Source organism: Flavobacterium panici, assembly GCF_024499525.1.
Classification (GTDB): domain Bacteria; phylum Bacteroidota; class Bacteroidia; order Flavobacteriales; family Flavobacteriaceae; genus Flavobacterium; species Flavobacterium panici.
On sequence record NZ_CP100437.1, the window covers coordinates 3042070 to 3063033 of the forward strand.

Genomic DNA, 20964 nt, shown 5'->3' on the forward strand with positions numbered 1-20964 from the left:
TATATTAAATTATTGTGTACACTTTTATTACAGTTAACTGTTTTAAATTCAATTCTTTAAGTATGTGTAAATTTTTTGTAAATTAATATTTTGATATTTTTTTAATAAAAACAAATGCTCAACTCCATTTTAGAATAATAATCATTATTTTTGCGACCTGTATAAATAAAATTATTACTTCAAAATATATTTATGGTAAAAGATTTATTCGAAAGAATTCAGGACAATAAAGGACCTTTAGGAAAATGGGCTTCTCAGGCAGAAGGTTATTACGTTTTCCCAAAGTTAGAAGGAGAGTTGGGTCCTAGAATGACGTTTCATGGAAAAAATATTTTAAACTGGAGTTTAAATGATTATTTAGGATTAGCTAATCATCCAGAAGTTCGTAAAGCAGATACGGATGCTGCGGCTCAATATGGCGCTGCATACCCTATGGGAGCTCGTATGATGTCTGGACACACAACTTATCATGAGCAATTAGAAAATGAACTGGCTTCTTTCGTTATGAAAGAATCTGCTTATTTATTGAATTTTGGTTATCAGGGAATGGTATCTATTATTGATGCCTTGGTTACAAAAAATGATATTATTGTTTATGATGTAGATTCACATGCTTGTATTATTGATGGTGTTCGTTTGCACATGGGTAAACGTTTTACTTACAAACACAATGATCTTGAAAGTATGGAGAAAAACCTGCAGCGTGCTACTAAAATGGCCGAAGAAACTGGCGGAGGTATTTTATTTATTACCGAAGGTGTTTTTGGAATGCGCGGACAGCAGGGCAAACTGAAAGAAATTGTTGCTATGAAGCAAAAATACAATTTCCGTTTGTTAGTTGATGATGCACACGGTTTTGGTACACTTGGTAAAACAGGCGCCGGAGCAGGTGAGGAGCAGGGAGTTCAGGACGATATTGATGTTTACTTCTCGACTTTTGCAAAATCAATGGCAAATATTGGAGCTTTTGTAGCTGCAGATAAAACAGTTATTGATTACTTAAAATACAACTTACGTTCGCAAATGTTTGCAAAAGCATTGCCAATGATCCAGACAATTGGTTCTTTGAAGCGTTTAGAATTATTGCGTAATTCATCTTCTATTAAAGATAAACTTTGGGAAAATGTAAATGCATTACAAAGCGGTCTTAAAGAAAAAGGATTCAATATTGGAGATACTAACACTTGTATTACTCCGGTTTACTTAGAAGGAAGTATTCCTGAAGCAATGGTAATGGTAAACGATTTAAGAGAAAACTACGGTATTTTCCTTTCTATTGTTGTTTATCCGGTTATTCCAAAAGGAATTATTTTGTTAAGAATGATCCCGACAGCTTCTCATACTTTATCTGATATTGAAGAAACATTAACTGCTTTTGAAGCGATTCGTGAGAAATTAGTTAACGGAACTTATAAAGAAATTGCAGAACGTACAACAGTTGACGTTTCGTAATTAATTTAAAAATAGATTTCCTTAAGTGGAAATTATGTAAAAAAATCCATTTGTTATACGAATGGATTTTTTTTATTTAAAGTAACTTTAATTCATAAATCACAAAATAAAAAACTCAGCATTATGAAAAAAGTATTAGCAATAGCAACCCTTATTTTGACAGTTCTTATTTCCTGTAAAAAAGAAACGACTACTACAGAGCCAGTACAAATTACACCAAGCCCGCCAAAAGAGGCTGAAATTGTAGAACCAGCAGGAGATCAATGTTATGCATGGAGAGCAAATGGAAGCGTAATTGAACTTAGTTTTAATGTAAACTCACATCAGGAAGTAAATGGAAAATTAAGCTATAACCTGGTAGGAAAAGATAAAAATGAAGGAACACTGATTGGCAATATGAAAGGCGACACTATAGTTGCCGATTACACTTTTAATTCTGAAGGGACTTCATCAGTACGAGAAGTTGTTTTTTTACAAAAAGACGGAACTCTTATTGAAGGGTACGGAGATGTTGTACAAGCTAATGACAAAGTATCATTTAAAGATAAAACAAAACTAAAATTTGATCAGAAAAATACGCTGACAAAAATAGATTGCAAAGTGGATTAATGAATTGTTATTAAAGTAAAAAATCCATTCGTTTTGGGGGCGAATGGATTTTTTTTATGTTTTATTTTAAAAAGTTAATTGCTCTTTGGACTTACATAAATCAACGTACCTCCAAAACAACTATTTTCGCCAGTTAATATTCCCAGATTAAATAAAGCATGTGCATACATTTTTAATTCTTTATGATCAAGATATGAAGACCATTTTTGATTCTTCTTAATTTTTTGAGTTAGCAAATTAAAATTAATTCTTGATTGCAATTTCTTCAAATCATTTTCAGAATAATCTTCAATTCCAAGGTTTGCTATTGCGCTGTCATTCTTGAATTCAAAATACCTATTCTTGTTTTTTATAGCGGTTTGATAGGCTTTAATTATTCCTCTTTCATCATAGTCAATATTATATTCTCTATGTATTGCTCCTTGCAGAAAATTGGCTTTAGTGCAGATTTCTCTAACTTTATTAGTATTCAGATTTTTTATCTTAACTACCAAGAAAAATTGAAAAGTACCGCCGTTATTTATTGCTCTAACATAATTTTGATATAAAATATCGCTGTCATCTTTTGTAAATGAAAGTGAAATTAATAACGCCAATATTATACTGAGTTTTTTCATTTATGAAAACTGAAAACTGCGACTGAAAACTTATAAATACTTCAAATAAGTCTTTCTCTGACAGTGAATTTTCGGATCAAAGTTTTTCCAAAGTAAATGAATTGCTGTATTTTCGGCTAATTCAGGAGTTCTGATGCAATTTTGAATTCCTTTTTCAGAAAAAGTTTTAAAATATTCATCAAAAATAATAGCTGTAACGCCTTTGTTTTGGTAATCAGGATGAACTCCGATAAGATAAAAAACAACATCTTTACTTTTCTTTCTTGCCTTTAAAAGATGGAGAAAACCAAACGGAAAAAGTTTTCCTTTAGCTTTTTGTAATGCTTCTGAAAAACTTGGCATTACAATACTAAAAGCAATTAAATTATCCTCTTTATCTACTACAAACTTGATGTACTCCGGATTGATAAAGCTAATGTATTTCTTTTTAAAATATTCTTTTTGAACATCTGAAATAGCCACGAAAGAAGCCAGTTTAGCATAAGATTCATTAAACAAATCAAACATTTTATCCACGTGCGGCATTATGTCTTTTGTTTTAGTGAAAGTTAATGCTCTAAGCCCGTAACGCTTTTTGATTAATTCCTGAGCTTTCAGGAAAAATTCAGGCTTTACATTTGAAAAAGGGAAAATACTTTCGATATATTCTTTCTCAATTTGAAAACCTAATTGTTCAAAATGAGTAACATAATAAGGGTTATTGTACCAGGTAATCATGGTTCCCATTTGGTCATAACCTTCCGTAAGAACCCCAACTTTATCCAGGTTAGAAAACCCCATTGGGCCTTCGGCATGTTCTAAGTTATGTTTTCTGCCTAATTCATAAACTTTTTCAAGAAGCGCTTTAGTTACCTCGATATCATCAATAACATCAAACCATCCAAAACGAACTTTTCTTTTATGCTGATTATTTACTTCTGCCCAGTTTATAATAGCCGTAATTCGTCCAACAATTTCATTGTCTTTGTAAGCCAGATAAAAATAAGCTTCTGCATTATCAAACGCAGGATTTTTAGTTTTATCAAAAGACTCTAATTCATCAGCAATAATAGGAGGAATCCAATAAGGATTATCTTTATAAAGTGAGAACGGAAATTTTATATATTCGGTTAGTTCTTTTTTAGTTTTGGCTTCTTTGATTGTAATCATTAAGGTCGTATTAACTCCTTTTTTAAAGGTTTGATTATTAAATTTATTCGTATTTAGCTTTACGTTTTCTTTCTTTTTCCTGATAATCTACTTTTTCTTCTTTATTATCAGAGTTTTTCTTTGCTTTCTCTTTGTTCTTATTGGCAATTTGTTTTTCCTTGTACCATCCGTCATATCTCCAGGAGAAACCCACTCCTCCATATAAAATTGAAGGCGTGTTTTTGAAATTAGTACTTATAGAAGCATCAACCTGCATATTTGAAGATAAAAGGTATGCAGCACCACCGCGCACAATGGCATCGCTATAGAAATCACTTTTATATCCTTGATTTTCAACAAATCCAGACCATTTGTCATTAAATCCGTGTGTTAAGGTTAAAACATAACCATAACTTGGATAATCTGTTCCAATATAATCTGCAATAATATTGGTTACAAAAACCCATCTTCCGCCGCCAAATAAGTTTTGAGTTACTAAAGCAATTTTAGGAGAAATATCTCCATTTGGAGAAAAATAATACGGATTATCAGCACCAACAAAATTCGCTCCGGCAAAAATAGAAACAGCCGGAATTAATTCACGCCATTGAAAACTGTGATTCGCTTTGTAACTATAAATATTAGCTTCTTTTTTATAGTTTTTATAAGGATCGTAAATCAGGTATTTAGCTCCTAAAACGGTCTGTCTGAAGTTGTTTTTTTTATAACTGGTGTACGGAGTGTCAAAGTTTTCCATTTGATACTGAACATCTAAAATAAATTCAAGCTGTTCTAAAAAAGCACCATATCTAACGGTTAAATCGGTACCAAAACCGGTAGCGTCATAATCTAATAAGTCGTGTTTTTCTTTAATGCCATAAACCCCAATCTCGCCCTGAATTACTGATTTTCCAACCGCATAAGCTGACATTGTTTCTCCCGGACGGTTCGAATTAATCACATCAGTATATTGTGCGAAGAAAAATTGTGGTACTAAAAAAAGAAACGCAAAGAGTAAGTTTTTAATTTTCAACATAAATGTATTTTTTGATTAAAAGCTATAACGCATTTCAAATGTACTATATTTTATTATTTATTTAAGATTGATATTTTAATTTTAAACAACGGATTTACTAATTTTGGAAAAAAATTATATGATCATGCAAGAAGCATCTTTTACAAATTTGTTTAAAACGATAATGTGGATTATTGCGTTTTATTATATTTTTAAATTTTTGGCCCGAATCTTTTTGCCGGTATTGGTTAAAAAAGCGGTAGAGAAAGCAGGAGAAAATTTTCAGAGACAACAACAATATAGTCAGGATAATTCCTGGCAGCAAACTCGTAATAACAATAATGACGAAATAATCATTAATACTGCTAATGCTAAAAAGCCTCGCGAAACCAAAAAGGTAGGCGATTATGTTGATTACGAAGAAATAGATTAAGTTTGTATCCTTGTAGTATTAGGATTCATCATTTAACCAAACCAGCCAAAATTGAAAATAGTAAATAAATTCTATCCGCACGCCCTTGTAATCCTGGGCTTTATTCTTGTTTCCTTAATTTACTTTTATCCTGTTCTGCAGGGAAAACAAATTTTCCAGTCAGATATTGCTCAATACACCGGAATGGCCAAAGAGCAAAATGATTTTAGAGCAGCAGAACATACAGAACCTTACTGGACAAACTCTGCTTTTGGCGGAATGCCGACTTATCAGTTAGGTGCAAATTATCCTAATGATTTTGTGGGTAAAATAGATGATGTTTTACGTTTTTTACCACGTCCGGCTGATTATTTATTTCTATACTTTTTAGGGTTTTACGGTTTGTTATTAGTTTTAAAAACAGATCCTTTAAAAGCTTTTATAGGCGCAATTGCGTTTGGTTTTTCTACTTATTTAATTATCATTCTTGGTGTTGGACATAATGCAAAAGCACATGCAATTGCTTATATGCCATTGGTTATTGCCGGATTTATACTCGTTTTTCAGAAAAAATACATTTGGGGAGGATTACTCACCATGTTTGCGGTTGCATTAGAAGTTAATGCGAACCACTTTCAGATGACCTATTATTTATTGATTTTCTTATTGATACTTTCAGGTTATTTTGCTTTTACTTTTATAAAAGAGAAAGAATATAAACCGCTTTTAATTGCCATTGGAACTTTGGCTGTAGCCGGAATTTTTGCAATTGGTGCTAATGCAGGAAATTTATTAGCGACAAGTGAATATGCTAAGTTTAGTACACGAAGCAACAGCGAATTAACTTTTAATCCTGACGGAACTAAAAAAGAAAATGAAAACGCTTTAAGCCGCGAATATATTACGGAATACAGTTACGGAATTGCTGAAAGTTTCAATTTAATTGCTCCAAGACTTTTTGGAGGTTCCAATCATGAAAATATAGGTAAAGACAGCAGTATGTATACCTTTATGACTGATCATAATGTAGAACCTTCTAAGGCAGAAGGTTTTGTATCAGCAATGCCAACTTATTGGGGAGATCAGCCAATTGTTGCTGCTCCGGCGTATATTGGAATTGTAGTATTCTTTTTGGCAGTCTTAGCTTTATTTATTGATGACCGAAAAATTAAATATGTTTTTCTTTCAGGAGCATTATTTTCATTGATACTTTCCTGGGGAAAAAATTTCTCACTATTAACAGATTTCTTTATTGATTATGTGCCAATGTATGATAAGTTTAGAGCTGTATCATCTATTCAGGTAATCTTAGAGTTATGTATGCCAGTTTTAGCAGTAATGGGAATCCAATCTTTTTTTAAAGCAAAAGACGAACCTAAATTACAGCAAAAAGCGCTTGTTCAAACTGGAGTTTTTGGATTGGGAGTTATTTTAATTTTGGTAATTGCTAAAGGTTTCTTCCATTTTTCAGGAAGCAGTGACAACTATTTCCTTCAGATGTACGGACAAGAATTTGTTGATGTTTTAATAGAAGATAGAAAGTCTTTATATTCTGCAGATTTGCTGCGTTCAGGATTTTTTATCATAGTAACATTTGGAACTTTATGGCTGTTTATTAAAAACAAATTTTCGCAGACAACAACTCTAGTTATCGTTGCTCTTTTAATGATTTTTGATTTGTTTTTTGTTGACAAAAAATACGTTTCGGCAAAAGATTTTGTGAGCCCGGTTCAAATTGCAGCTCCTTTTCAGGAAACAGCCGCAGATGCTAAAATTTTAGAAGATACAACGCATTACAGAGTTTTTGATATAGATGGAAATATGTCGAGCGCGACAGCTTCTTATTTTCACCATTCTATTGGAGGATATCACGCTGCAAAACCAAGAAGAATGCAGCAATTGTTTGATTACCAAATTGGTAATAAATCAAAAAACATGAATCTTGAAGTGCTTAATATGTTAAATGTTAAGTATGTAATTCAGGCAGATAGTACAGGTGCACCTATACCGGCAGTTAACCCTGATGCAAATGGAAATGCTTGGTTTGTAGAGACTGTTAAGCTTGTAAATAAACCAGATGATGTAATGAAAGCATTAGATCATATCGATACTAAAAAAGTGGCTGTTTTTAACGTTCATGAGCATGAAAGTAAATTCCAAAATGCCCGAATGAAAAAACAATGGGATACAACCGGAACAATAAAAGTAGTTCAATACAAGCCAAACTATATTAAATATCAATCAGATAATGGAAAGGATGGTTTAGCTGTTTTCTCTGAAATCTATTATAAAAATGGCTGGAATGCATATATAGATGGAAAATTGACAGATCATTTTCCAGTTGATTATGTTTTAAGAGCTATGGAAATTCCGGGCGGAAAACATACTATAGAATTTAAGTTTGAACCGCAGGTTATTAAAACAGGTGGTACAATTAACCTTATAAGTTCAATTGCAATGTTTGCACTTTTAATTGGGGGGATTTATTTTGAGCGAAAAAAACATAATACAAATAAGAGTGAATTTAAAGTCTAATTTTTAGATGCTAATTTCAAAAATTCTAAAAATAGTTGTCTTTGCCGTTTTTGATTTATTCGTATTTATTTTTTGCGGAATTTATATGATGGGTTATGATGACTTTTACAATGAAAGTCAAGGAGAATATTTTAGTTTTTCAAGTATGAAAACTGAATATAAAATTGTCTGGGGTTTTTATAATTTTTGGATTTTCTTAAACTGTTTACTTTTAATTTATATTGTATATAAAGTATACAAGAAATTAGCTTTGAAATAAACTTTAACTTTGCACTTTAAAATAATAAAAGATTTTCCTTGGAACAAAAAAAGCTCTTAATTATAACCTATTACTTTCCTCCAGCTGGTGGACCGGGAGTACAGCGCTGGCTGAAATTTGTAAAATATCTGCCAGACTTTGGTGTTCAGCCTATTGTTTACGTTCCAGAAAATCCAACTTATCCAATTGTTGACGAAGGCTTGGTAAGCGAAATATCCGATAAAGTAATTGTTCTTAAAAATAAAATTTGGGAACCTTATCAGTTAGCTTCTGTTTTCTCAAAGAACAAAACCAAGAAAATCAGTTCAGGAATTTTTCCACATAAAAAAAAGCAGACCTTTTTAGATAAAGCTTTTCTTTGGGTACGTGGCAATCTATTTATTCCGGATGCGAGAGTTTTTTGGGTAAAACCTTCTGTTTCTTATCTTGAAAAATACATCAAAGAAAATAATATTGATACAATCGTAACGTCGGGACCGCCGCACAGTTTGCATTTAATTGGTTTAGAATTAAAAGAAAAACTAAATGTAAAATGGTTTGCAGATTTTCGTGATCCGTGGACAACGATTGGTTATCATAAAGCGTTGCGTTTATCCAGTTATGCTGCAAAAAAACATAAAAGTTTAGAACATAAAGTTCTTAACTCTGCTGATACTATAATTGTAACAAGCAAAACTACAAAAGCCGAGTTTCAGGCGATTACGAATAAGCCAATTTCAGTAATTACAAACGGTTACGACATTGAGAACGTAGAAAAACAAATATTAGATACTAAGTTTACTCTTGCTCATATTGGATCATTTTTATCAGACAGAAATCCAAAATTTTTATGGGAATGTCTGGTTGAATTACTTCAGGAAATTCCGGATTTTAAAACCCATTTAGAAATTAAATTAATTGGTGCCGTAAGTCAGGAAGTTTTAGATTCTGTCCAAGAATTTAAGTTAAAAGATTATTTGAACCTATTAGGATATGTTTCGCATATTGAAGCTATTGCCCATCAAAAAAAGTCTCAGGTTTTACTTTTAATCGAAATAAATTCTGAAGATACTAAAAGTATTATTCCGGGGAAATTGTTTGAATATATGGTCTCCAATCGTCCAATTATTGCTATTGGGCCGCAAGGTTCTGATTTTGCAGATATTATAAAAGAAACTAATACAGGCGTATTTTTTGATTATTCAGAAAAAGCGAAGCTAAAAAGTGTAATTTTGGACTTTTATAATCAATTTTTAGAAGGAAAATTACAAGCTAATGGTGTTGGTTTACAGCAATATTCACGAAAAAACCTTACTAAGCAATTAGTACAATTGATCAATTAATAACAATTTCAAAAACAAAAGGAGAGCAGAAAATCAAAAATCTAAACTCTACAATCTAAACTCTGCAATCAAAAAATGGGTATTGTCTTAAACCAGTCTTTTAAAAACACTATAATAACATACATTGGCTTTGGAATTGGAGCCATTAATACACTCTATTTATATCCTGTTTTTCTGGGCGCGACTTTTTATGGTTTAACTAATTATGTAACGTCTTGTGCCAATGTGATTATGCCTTTGTTTGCGATTGGGATGCAAAATACCTTGGTTAAATTTTATTCGCAATATCAAACTGATGAAGAAAAATCCCGTTTTTTATCCTTTACAGTTTTGTTTCCTCTGCTATTAATAATTCCACTTTTGTTGATTGGACTTGTTTTTTATGATGAGATTTTATTTTTTGTTTCAAAAAAGAATGCAATTGTAAAAAGTTACATCTGGTTAATTCCATTTATAGGATTGTGCATGGCCTATTTTGAAATTTTTTATGCCTGGCTTAGAGTAAATATGCATTCCGTTTTTGGAAACTTTGTCAAGGAAGTAGGCTTGCGATTATTTTCATTATTTCTATTAATAGGTGTTTATTATAATTGGCTTAGTGTAGAAGGTTTTGTGTACGCAACAGCAATTTTATATTTTCTGGCGTTCCTGATCACCATGTTATATGCATTTAGTATTCAGAAACCAACTTTTCAATTTACAATACCAACCAATACAAAAGATATATTAGTATATACTTTTTATATTATTTTATCCGGAAGCGTGGCAAATTTGCTTTTGGATGGAGATAAAATGATATTAAATCAATATATGCAGATTGAAAATATTGCCTTCTATTCTGTAGCAACTTATATTGCTTTGGTAATTTCAGTTCCGAGTCGTGCGATGCACCAGATTGTATATCCCATTACGGCAAAATTAATGCATGAAAATAAGCATGACGAATTGAATGATCTTTATAAAAAGACTTCTATTAATCTGCAGATTGTGGGTGGTTTTGTAATGCTCTGCATATTTGTAAATATTAATCAATTGTACGAATTAGTTCCAAAAGAATACAGCGGCGGAATTGCAGTTGTATTTATGATTGGTTTGTCTAAATATTTCGATTTGATTTTAGGAAACAACAATGCGATTATTTTTAATACTAAATATTACCGAATGGTATTGTATTTAGGATTAATGCTGGTTGTGTTGACTGTAGTTTTAAATATGATCTTCATTCCAATTTTTGGAATTTTTGGGTCAGCTTTTGCCACTTTATTGTCCATCACATTATACAGTTTGGCTAAACTGCTTTTTGTTGTCAAGAAACTTCATTTATATCCTTTTACAAAAGAAACGCTTTCTTCAATGCTGCTTACGTTTGTATTGTTTTTAGTTTTCTATTTTTGGGAATTTCCATTTTACCAGCTTATCAGCATTGCCTTAAAATCAATTTTGGTAACAATTCTATATGTTTATCTAAATTATAAATTTAATATCTCTCCGGATATTAATAAGGTTATTGATAATATTTTCAGAAAAATTGGGATAAAGATTTAACAACTTTCATTATTCTTATATAGCTTAATTCCTAACTTCATTATTTAAGGGTATTATTTTTTCATTATCGAAAATAAAAGATACTTTTTTATATAACATCTTGAAATTGTGAAGGAAATCTTAAAAAAATCACCCAATTTATTTTGTTTTTCAATTTATTACAATTAATTTTATGTAGATTTTTATTACATCTCTTTCATTGACAGTATGAGAAATATTTACATAAGGCCAGTAAAAGTGGTGTCTTAATGTTTTTTTAAATTAAATAGCTATCCAAAATTATTAAATTTAAGTATCACATGCAGACAAACCCAACAAATGATTATGAAAAGCAATAAGCTAAGTCAGGAACAAAGTGTACAGGTGTTTTCCAATATGATATCGAACAAAGTTCATAATGGATTTACACTAGAAGAGAGAAATGATGAATTACTTTTTGCGGTTCTTTCTAAAGGAGGAAAAGTAGTTAACCACAGTTTAAATTTCATGATTTTTTGTTTAACCCTCGGATTATGGTCATTTGCTTGGCTATATTTAACATTAGAGGCTTCCAAACAAAAAAAGGTATTAGTTGCCATTGACGAAGATGGTTTTCCTTTTGAAGAAAAATGCTTAGTAGCATAAAATATTTCAGTCTAAAATAGTTTAGCCCTAAATTACATTTATTAAGATTGTAATTTAGGGCTAACTTTTTTTATAATAGTTCCGTTTATAATTTATCTTTTAAATAAATTCCTGTAACTGATTCTTTTATTTTAACAACATCTTCGGGTGTTCCTGTGGCTAATAAATGTCCTCCATTTTCACCGCCTTCAGGACCTAAATCAATAATCCAGTCGGCACACTTTATTAAATCTAAATTGTGTTCAATTACAATTATCGAATGTCCTTTTTCGATTAAAGCATCAAATGAAGCTAATAATTTTTTAATATCATGAAAATGAAGCCCTGTTGTAGGTTCATCAAAAACAAATAGTGCTTTATCTTTTGTTGCACCTTTCACTAAAAATGAAGCTAACTTAATGCGTTGTGCTTCACCACCAGAAAGAGTAGAAGAAGATTGTCCTAACTGAACATATCCTAAACCAACATCTTGCAGCGGCTGTAGTTTTTGCGTGATTTTAGTCTGCTTGTTTTTTTCGAAAAAAGCGATTGCATCATCAATCGTCATAGTAAGCACATCGTTGATGTTTTGATTATCAAAAGTAACTTCAAGAATCTCTTTTTTAAATCGTTTTCCACCGCAGGTTTCACAAGGCAACGAAACATCGGCCATAAAGACCATTTCAACGTTTATAGAGCCTTCTCCTTTACAAGTTTCACAGCGGCCTCCATCAACATTAAAAGAAAAATGTTTGGCCTGATATCCTCTTATTTTCGATAATTTTTCTTTTGCATATAAATCACGAATATCATCATATGCTTTTATATACGTTACAGGGTTTGATCTTGAACTTCTTCCAATAGGGTTTTGGTCCACATATTCAATATGTTTAATCTGAGAAAAAGAACCTGAAATTTCACTGAATTGCCCCGCTTTTTCAGCAGCATTTTCCAGCTTTTTCTGCATGGCAGGAAATAAAATTTTCTTAATCAGCGTACTTTTTCCACTTCCGGAAACTCCTGTTACAACCGTTAAGACATCCAAAGGAAAAGTAACATTAATGTTTTTAAGGTTATTTTCTCTGGCGCCAATAATATCAATATGATTTTTGAATTTTCGTCTTTTCTTTGGAACCGAAATTTCTAAATCGCCATTCAGGTATTTCGAAGTAAGCGAATCTGATTTTAAAATCTCTGCATAAGTTCCCTGTGCAACTAGTTTTCCTCCAAAAGTTCCCGCTTCCGGGCCAATATCAATAATCATATCGGCAGCTTTCATGATATCTTCGTCGTGTTCTACTACAATAACAGTATTTCCTAAATCACGAAGAGAAAGCAAAACCTTAATCAATCGCTCTGAATCTTTTGGATGCAGACCAATACTTGGCTCATCTAGAATATACATTGAACCAACCAAACTGCTCCCTAATGAAGTAGCAAGATTTATACGCTGTGATTCTCCTCCGGAAAGTGTAGCCGAATTTCGGTTTAATGTTAGATAATCTAAACCAACTTCTGTCAAAAATGACAGACGATTATTGATTTCAATCATCAAGCGTTTGGCAATTTGCTGTTCGTAAACATTCAGCTCAATATTTTTAAAGAAAGTAACTAAATGCTTAATTGGAAGATCGACTAAATCTGAAACCGTTTTCCCGTTGATTTTAACGTATGAAGCTTCTTCGCGTAAGCGTTTTCCACGACAGGCGTGGCATTTTGTTTTTCCGCGGTAACGCGAAAGCATAACACGGTTTTGTATTTTATAATTTTTTTCTTCAAGTTCTTTAAAGAAATCATTCAGACCCTGAAAATATTGATTTCCTTTCCAGATTAAATCTTTTTGATCTTCTGAAAGTTCAAAATAAGGTTTATGAATTGGGAAATCAAATTTATAAGCGTGTTTTACCAATTCATCTTTATACCAGCTCATGCTTTCGCCGCGCCAAGGATAAATGGCACTTTGAAAAACGGATAAAGAAGTATTCGGTACAACCAGATCAGCATCGATTCCAATAATATTTCCGTAACCTTCACAAACCGGACAAGCTCCGTAAGGATTATTAAAACTGAATAAATGTACGTTTGGTTCTAAAAATGTAATTCCGTCTAATTCGAAATTGTTAGAATAAGAAAACCTTTTTTCTGAACCAACTTCTTGAAGGTAGCAAATTCCTTTTCCTTCAAAAAATGCAGTTTGTACGGCATCAGAAAGACGATTATAAAATTCTTCCTCTTCCTTAACTACAATACGGTCAATAATTAATAAAATGTCTTTATTGTCCAGTTTATGCAGTTCTGTTGGTGTAAATTCATCTAAACGAACCATTTCGTTATCGACTAAAATACGGGCAAAACCTTGTTGTAAAAGTACTTTAAGTTTGTCTTCAAGTAAACGGCCTTCTTCTAAATGAATAGGAGCAAGCAAAAGCCAGCGGCTGTCGATTTCGAGTGTTTTTACATCAGAAACAACATCTGTAACGGTATTTTTTTTGACTTCCTGACCAGAAACCGGAGAATAAGTTCTTCCAATTCTGGCAAATAAAAGTTTAATATAATCGTAGATTTCTGTAGAAGTTCCAACAGTCGAACGAGCATTTGTTGTATTTACTTTCTGCTCAATGGCAATTGCAGGCGCAATCCCTTTTATGTATTCTACTTTTGGTTTGTCTAAACGTCCCAAAAACTGACGTGCGTATGATGATAAACTCTCAACATAACGGCGCTGTCCTTCGGCGTATAAAGTATCAAAAGCTAAACTTGATTTCCCTGATCCTGAAAGTCCTGTAATTACAACAAGTTTATTTCTCGGAATGGCAACATCTACATTTTTTAAGTTATGTACTTGTGCGCCTTTTATTATAATATTTTGCTTTGGGTCGAGTGTAGAAAGATCAATTTGCATAAAAAAAGTCAATTTTTACAAAAGTAATCAATTTTGAATAGAGTTTTGTTAAGGATATTGTTCCAAATCTTAACAGAATTACCATGTTTGTTTTGAGGAATTTGTGTAATAGAGAAGTTGGGAAATTTTGTATTTGTTACAATCCGTTTCCCGTGGTTGAAACCACGGGCTATATTTGAATATGTTTGAGAAATTGTTGAAACATAACCAGCGGTTTCAACCGCTGGACGCAAAGTATATCATCACAATCCGTTTCCCGTGGTTGAAACCACGGGCTATATTTGAATATGTTTGAGAAATTGTTTGGAAATATTGCCAGCGGTTTCAACCGCTGGGACGCAAAGTATTATAACAATTGTTTTCCTCTGGTAAAAACCGAGGATTATTTGTAAAGATTTTATTTTACTAAAAATTATTGTTTCACTCTAAAATGTGCTATTTTAGAACTGTTTTAGTACTATTTAATATCCTGACCAAATTTGAAAACTAAACTAACTACCTTATTATTTTTATTGAATTTCTTGCTTTTTGCGCAGGAACTTCCGCCAATTGTTAAATATTCTTCATCTGTTTACGGAGCTGGAAATCAGAGCTGGATGATTTCGCAGGACGATGAAAATTATTTGTATTTTGCTAATAATGATGGACTTTTAGAATATAACGGAACCAGCTGGCAATTATATCCGGGACCCAATGAAACTATTATTCGATCTGTAAAAGTGATTGCAAATAAAATATATACAGGCAGTTACATGAATTTTGGTTATTGGACCAGAAATGAAAATGGCAAACTGAAATACACATCACTCAGCGATAAAATTAAAACTAAAATTTTAGACGATGAACAATTTTGGAATATCTTAAAATACGATCAATGGATTCTGTTTCAATCCTTAAACCGAATTTATATTTACGATACTAAAACCAGAAGTTTTAATATTATCGCACCAAAAAATGGTGTTATAAAGTCATTTTCTGCAAAAAATGCTATTTATTTTCAAACGATTAAAGAAGGGCTTTTTGAAATTGAAAGCGGAAGAGCAAAATTAGTTTCAGATAATCCGATTTTAAAGAAATTTACAATTGCGAATGTTTTTACGACAGATGATGGTTTGTTGATTCAAACGCAGCTCGACGGAATTTATAAACTGACAGGGAATTCCCTAACCAGAGTTGCAACAGATGTCGATGCAGAATTAAAATCGAGTTTCGTTTACAGCAGCCAGCGTCTTCAGGACGGGAGTTTTGCTTTAGGAACGGTTTCAAATGGAGTTTTTATTTTATCAAATAACGGAAAATTAAAATATCACCTTACACAAAGTAAAGGTTTAAGCAATAATACGGCTTTGTCACTTTTTGAAGATAAAGACCAAAATTTATGGGTTGGACTGGATAACGGAATTAATTGTATTAATATTCAGTCGCCGGTACACAGTTTTACTGATGATACTGGGGTTTTAGGAACCGTTTATGCCTCTGCGGTTTTTAACGGAATGCTTTACATTGGAACAAATCAGGGATTGTTTTGCAAACCAACGCAGAGTAATGCTGAATTTAAATTTATAAACGGAACAAAAGGTCAGGTTTGGTCATTGTTTACTTATGATAATACACTTTTTTGCGGACACGATTCGGGGACTTTTATAATTGCAAATGACTCGGCGAGAAGTATATTTTTGGGTTCCGGAACCTGGAAGTTTGAGCCTTCTCCAGCAAATAGAAACCAATTAATTCAGGGAAATTATTACGGACTTTCGGTTTTAGAGAAAGTAAATAATCAGTGGATTTTTAAAAACAAAATTCAGGGATTTGATTATTCATCCAGATATTTTGAAATTACAAAAAATCTGGATGTTTACATAAGTCATGAATACAAAGGGATTTTTAGATTAAAACTTGGTAAATCTCTTTTGCAAACGCATGATTTTTATACTTACAAGTCTCCGCAAAAAGGAATAAATGCGAGTTTAACGACTTTTAATAATTCGATTTATTATGCTTACAAAGGCGGAATTTTCAAATTAAACCCTCAAACGAGACAGTTTGAAAAAGATACCGTTTTAAGTTCGATTTTTGAAAAAGACGAATATACATCAGGCAAATTAATTGTAGACCATTCAAATAAAATCTGGTTATTTTCTAAAAACTACATTCATTATTTCTCTGCCAGTAAATTGAGCAATCAATTAAAGCAGAATATAATTCCTATTCCGTCCTCTTTAACCAATTCGATGCTGGGTTATGAAAATATCACTCAAATTTCAAAATCAACGTATTTAATAGGTACAACAGATGGTTATTATACCTTAAATATCGATGATTTAAGTTTTAAAAACTACGATGTTTTTATTACCGATATATTGATAAACAAACAAAACGAAACGTTTAAAAATGTAGGTATTCAAAGTGAAGGTAGTTTTGATTCTGATGAAAATAACATTACACTTAATTATACTGTTCCGGAATACAATAAATATATCAATTCTGAATATCAATATTTATTAGAAGGTTTTCAGGATGACTGGAGCGAGTGGAGTACAAAGGCGACCGTGAATTTTAAAAACCTTTCACCAGGGAAGTATACTTTTAGAGTTAGGGCAAAATATGCCAATACAATTCTGCAGAATACTGCGGTATACACATTTGTAGTTTTAAAACCTTGGTATTTGACCAATTTAGCCTGTTTCGTTTATTTTCTTTTGATTTTGGCAATGGCTTATTTTATCAATAAAGCGTACCGAAATTACTACCAAAAGCAAAAAGAAAAGCTTATTGAAGAAAATAATCTTTTACTGGAGATTCAGGAGCTTGAAAACGAACAACAATTAATGAAGCTTCGAAACGAACAGCTTTCGCAGGATGTTGATAATAAAAACCGTGAACTGGCGGTTTCGACGATGAGTTTAAACAGTAAAAATGAATTGCTGGCTTTTATTAAAGAAGATTTAAAGAAAACATCTCAAAATGACAGTTCAAATATCAAATCTGTAATTAGTACGATAAACAAAAACATTACAGAGGAAGATTCGTGGAAAATTTTTAAAGAAGCCTTTGATAGTGCCGATAAAGATTTCCTAAAAAGGATAAAACAAATGCATCCGGCCTTAACACCAAACGACCTTCGTTTATGTGCTTATCTTCGATTGAATCTTTCCTCAAAAGAAATAGCTCCAATGTTTAATATTTCGGTTCGAAGTGTTGAAATAAAAAGGTATCGTTTGCGAAAGAAAATGGATTTGCAGCACGAAATCGGTTTAGTTGAATATATTCTGGCTGTATAGGAATTCAAAAATCGGCTTAAAAAAACTATACATTACCACAACATTATGCTTTTGTTGGGAAATCGCAATGCAAATGTTAAAGAAATTAACATTCACAAATTATAGCTACAGAGCGGTTTATTTTGTGATATCCTAAATTAAGACTATATTTTTTTATGATGTATGTTTTTTGTTGAGGTTAATTTTATCGTTTTCATAAAGGGAACAGATAAATTTAGCTTTCAATAAAAACTAACTAATTATGAAATCTAAATTATTACTAATTGTACTATCACTGTGTACATCATTTGCGTTTGCGCAATCTATTGATGTAACCGGAACGGTAGTAGATGGCTCAGGTTTGTCATTGCCTGGCGTTAATGTAAAAGTTAAAAGTTCGTCTCAAAGCACAACCACTGATTTTGACGGATCTTTTAAATTAACCGGAGTTCCAAAAGGATCTGCAGTTATTTTCAGTTATATAGGTTACAAAACGCAAGAAGTTGCAGTTTCTGGAACTAAAATAACTGTAAAGTTAATTGAGGATGCAAAATCACTTGATGAAGTAGTTGTCATTGGTTATGGTACTCAAAAGAAGAGAGAGGTTACGGGATCAGTTTCTGTAGTAGACAGTAAAACAATTGATCTTATTCGACCAACGAGAATTGAACAAGCTCTGCAAGGCACCGTTACGGGTGTGAATGTAACAACCCAGTCTGGAGCACCAGGAGCGCCATTGGATATTCGTATTCGTGGTATTGCTACAAACGGACAAAATGCGCCAACTGCTATTATTGACGGATATGTTGGGGATTTTGGTCTGTTAAATCCTAATGATATTGAATCCATAACAGTTTTAAAAGATGCTCAGGCAGCTATTTATGGAACAATTGGGGCAAACGGTATTATTTTAATTACAACCAAAACAGGTAAAAAGAATACTCAAACAAAAGTATCTTTTAATAGCTCTGTTGGATTTCAGGAAACATCAAGAAAACTTCCAACTTTAAATGCTACGGAGTATGCACTTTTATTAAACGAAAGTTATGCTAATGGAGGTAAACCGCTTCCTTATCCAAACGTAAGCGGATTAGGAAAAGGTACTGACTGGCAGGATGAAGTTTTTCAAATGGCTCCAATTGTCAATAATGATTTGAGTATTTCCGGAGGTTCAGATAAAATCACGTATTCTATTAGTGGATCACATTTAGATCAGGAAGGAATTGTGGGAGGAGACAAATCTGGTTTCTTGAAAAATACGGCAAGACTTGCTTTAGGAGCAGATCTTAGCAGTAAAATTAAACTTAAGTCAAACGTTATATATACTTATTTTACAAGAAAAACATTAAATGAAAACGGTCTTGGTTCTGTATTATTTAATGCACTGAATGTTCCTGCAACATTGAGTCCTAAAGATGCAAACGGCAATTTTACTCTTGTGCCAAATACAACAGGATTAGGTAATGAAATTATCAACCCGCTTGCACAAATTGCAAATACATACAACGATTATAATTATAAAAAATTAAACGGAAATTTTGGATTAGACTACAAAATTTTTAAAGGATTTACATTGACAGGTTCAATTGGTTTTAATACTTCAAACAGCGAATCAAAAACATTTGCTCCGCTAATAAGTTATGGAGGAAAAGTTTTTGATGTACAAAGAAGTTCTGTAACTCAAGGTGCTGTTAATGACAACGATTACTCTTTTGACCTTTTTGGTACTTATGTTACAAAAATCGCAGATGCTCATAATATAACAGGAACAATTGGTACAACAATTTTCAAAACATGGGGAAATGGTCTTTCTGCTACTGGTTTTGATGTTCCTAATAATTCTTGGGAATTTGCCGATATTTCTTTAACAAAAGGAGTTTCAGCAACTTTAACAAACAGCTCTTATGTTTATGATCAACGCAGATTATCTTATTTTGCAAGGCTGCAGTATGATTATAAAGAGAAATACTTAGTATCTGGTATGATTAGACGTGATGCTTCTACCAAATTTGGACCAGGGAATAAAGTAGGTTATTTTCCATCAGTTACAGGAGGTTGGATTGTTTCTAAAGAAGATTTCTTTGGAACTCCTAAATTCATTAATTTCTTAAAATTAAGAGGAAGCTACGGAACTTTAGGAAATGACCAAATTGGAGATTATAGATATTTAGGTACTTTGAGCGGAGAAGCAACTTATGTTTTTGATGGCACTCTTGTAAACGGTGTAGCCACAGGGGCAGTTCCAAATCCGGATGTAAAATGGGAAGAAGCTAGAAAGCTTGATGTTGGTTTGGATATGAGAATATTAAATGACAAAGTTTCTATTGTAGCAGATTATTTTAGTGATACAAGAAAAGATTTATTAATTGGAAATATTCCTGTTTCAGGTATTAATGGTACAGGTGCTCCGGGATCTGGTTCTCCAACTATAAACGCAGGATCAGTAAAAAATTCAGGTTTCGAATTTGCTATTGATTACAAAGAAAATTTCTCAGATTCTTTTTCAATGAATGTAGCTTATAACGTTACGTTTATTAAAAATAAAGTTCTGGAAGTAAATAACGGAACTGGCTTTTTGGAAGCCGGAGGATTTGGTGTTGGACAGCCTGCACCTGCACGAATGGAAATAGGAAAACCAATGGGATATTTCTATGGATATAAAACCGATGGTATTTTTCAAAATCAGGCAGAAGTTGATGCTCACCCATCACAATTAGCTTTAGGAGCAAATGCAGCGCCGGGAGATCTTCGCTTTGTTGATGTAAATGGAGACGGTGTAATTGATACAAAAGATAAAACCAATATTGGTGATCCAATTCCTGCTGCAACAATGGGATTCAATCTTCAATTAAACTATAAAAACGTTGATTTTGCAGTTTACACTTTTGCATCTGTAGGAAATGATATGGTTCGTAACTATGAAAGAACACTTTCTGATGCAAATCGTATAGATTATGTTTTAGACAGATGGACAGGTGAAGGATCTACAAATTCAACACCAAGAGTTACAACAGGTGCAACATCAAACAATGTTTTTTCTAATTATTTTGTAGAAGATGCTTCATACCTTAGAATTCAAAATGTTCAGTTAGGATATTCTCTTAATCCAAGTGTTGCTCAAAAAGCAGGAATCACAAAATTAAGACTTTATGCAGGAGTAAATAATTTATACACATTTACTAAATACCAAGGTTACGATCCGGGAGCTTCAAATGGTGCGCCAATTGGAGGTGGAATTGATTATGGATTTTATCCTACTCCAAGAACCTATTTAATGGGTTTAAACATTAATTTTTAATTTCAAT

Annotated in this window: 13 protein-coding genes; 9 read left to right on the plus strand and 4 right to left on the minus strand. The window is 32.3% G+C overall.

What is annotated here, in order from left to right:
* Window positions 1-192: 192 nt before the first annotated feature.
* Window positions 193-1452, plus strand: a complete 1260-nt coding sequence (locus NLJ00_RS13000; RefSeq protein WP_053473718.1) for an aminotransferase class I/II-fold pyridoxal phosphate-dependent enzyme — start codon at window positions 193-195, stop codon at window positions 1450-1452.
* Between the two features lie 123 nt (window positions 1453-1575).
* Window positions 1576-2061 carry a hypothetical protein gene (locus tag NLJ00_RS13005; protein WP_256634053.1) on the plus strand — a complete coding sequence of 162 codons (486 nt, stop codon included), beginning with the start codon at window positions 1576-1578 and terminating at the stop codon, window positions 2059-2061.
* Window positions 2062-2135: 74 nt separating this feature from the next.
* Here the strand turns inward: NLJ00_RS13005 and NLJ00_RS13010 are convergent, their stop codons facing one another.
* From NLJ00_RS13010 to NLJ00_RS13020, 3 genes are read right to left on the minus strand one after another with little or no spacing between them, the layout of a single operon-like run.
* Window positions 2136-2678: a hypothetical protein gene (locus tag NLJ00_RS13010; protein ID WP_180861368.1), complete on the minus strand. Its 543-nt coding sequence runs from the start codon at window positions 2676-2678 to the stop codon at window positions 2136-2138.
* Between the two features lie 30 nt (window positions 2679-2708).
* Window positions 2709-3827 carry a GTP cyclohydrolase gene (locus tag NLJ00_RS13015; protein WP_256634054.1) on the minus strand — a complete coding sequence of 373 codons (1119 nt, stop codon included), beginning with the start codon at window positions 3825-3827 and terminating at the stop codon, window positions 2709-2711.
* A gap of 43 nt (window positions 3828-3870) precedes the next feature.
* Complete coding sequence (locus NLJ00_RS13020) at window positions 3871-4842, minus strand: transporter (RefSeq protein ID WP_256634055.1); 972 nt, start codon at window positions 4840-4842, stop codon at window positions 3871-3873.
* Window positions 4843-4966: 124 nt separating this feature from the next.
* On the opposite strand from NLJ00_RS13020, the gene NLJ00_RS13025 reads away from it, so the two are divergent.
* The 5 genes from NLJ00_RS13025 to NLJ00_RS13045 all read left to right on the plus strand — a co-directional run bounded on the left by NLJ00_RS13025 (window position 4967) and on the right by NLJ00_RS13045 (window position 11518).
* Window positions 4967-5254, plus strand: coding sequence for a DUF4834 family protein (locus tag NLJ00_RS13025; RefSeq protein ID WP_044048302.1), 288 nt, complete (start codon window positions 4967-4969; stop codon window positions 5252-5254).
* Between the two features lie 51 nt (window positions 5255-5305).
* Window positions 5306-7768, plus strand: a complete 2463-nt coding sequence (locus NLJ00_RS13030; protein WP_256634056.1) for a YfhO family protein — start codon at window positions 5306-5308, stop codon at window positions 7766-7768.
* A gap of 297 nt (window positions 7769-8065) precedes the next feature.
* The gene (locus NLJ00_RS13035) at window positions 8066-9349 is read left to right on the plus strand and encodes a glycosyltransferase family 4 protein (protein WP_256634057.1); all 1284 of its coding nucleotides are present in this window, start codon (window positions 8066-8068) and stop codon (window positions 9347-9349) included.
* 75 nt (window positions 9350-9424) lie between these two features.
* Entirely contained in the window at window positions 9425-10894 is a 1470-nt protein-coding gene (locus NLJ00_RS13040) for an oligosaccharide flippase family protein (RefSeq protein ID WP_053473711.1), read from the plus strand.
* A 324-nt stretch (window positions 10895-11218) separates the two neighbouring features.
* Complete coding sequence (locus NLJ00_RS13045) at window positions 11219-11518, plus strand: hypothetical protein (RefSeq protein ID WP_053473773.1); 300 nt, start codon at window positions 11219-11221, stop codon at window positions 11516-11518.
* An 85-nt stretch (window positions 11519-11603) separates the two neighbouring features.
* Here the strand turns inward: NLJ00_RS13045 and uvrA are convergent, their stop codons facing one another.
* Window positions 11604-14399 (minus strand): excinuclease ABC subunit UvrA, encoded by a 2796-nt coding sequence (gene uvrA, locus NLJ00_RS13050; RefSeq protein WP_256634058.1) that lies wholly within the window; start codon window positions 14397-14399, stop codon window positions 11604-11606.
* Between the two features lie 479 nt (window positions 14400-14878).
* Between uvrA and NLJ00_RS13055 the strand changes: the two genes are divergently transcribed.
* Complete coding sequence (locus NLJ00_RS13055; RefSeq protein WP_269468162.1) at window positions 14879-17680, plus strand: triple tyrosine motif-containing protein; 2802 nt, start codon at window positions 14879-14881, stop codon at window positions 17678-17680.
* A 241-nt stretch (window positions 17681-17921) separates the two neighbouring features.
* Complete coding sequence (locus NLJ00_RS13060; RefSeq protein ID WP_256634059.1) at window positions 17922-20957, plus strand: SusC/RagA family TonB-linked outer membrane protein; 3036 nt, start codon at window positions 17922-17924, stop codon at window positions 20955-20957.
* Window positions 20958-20964: the final 7 nt, after the last annotated feature.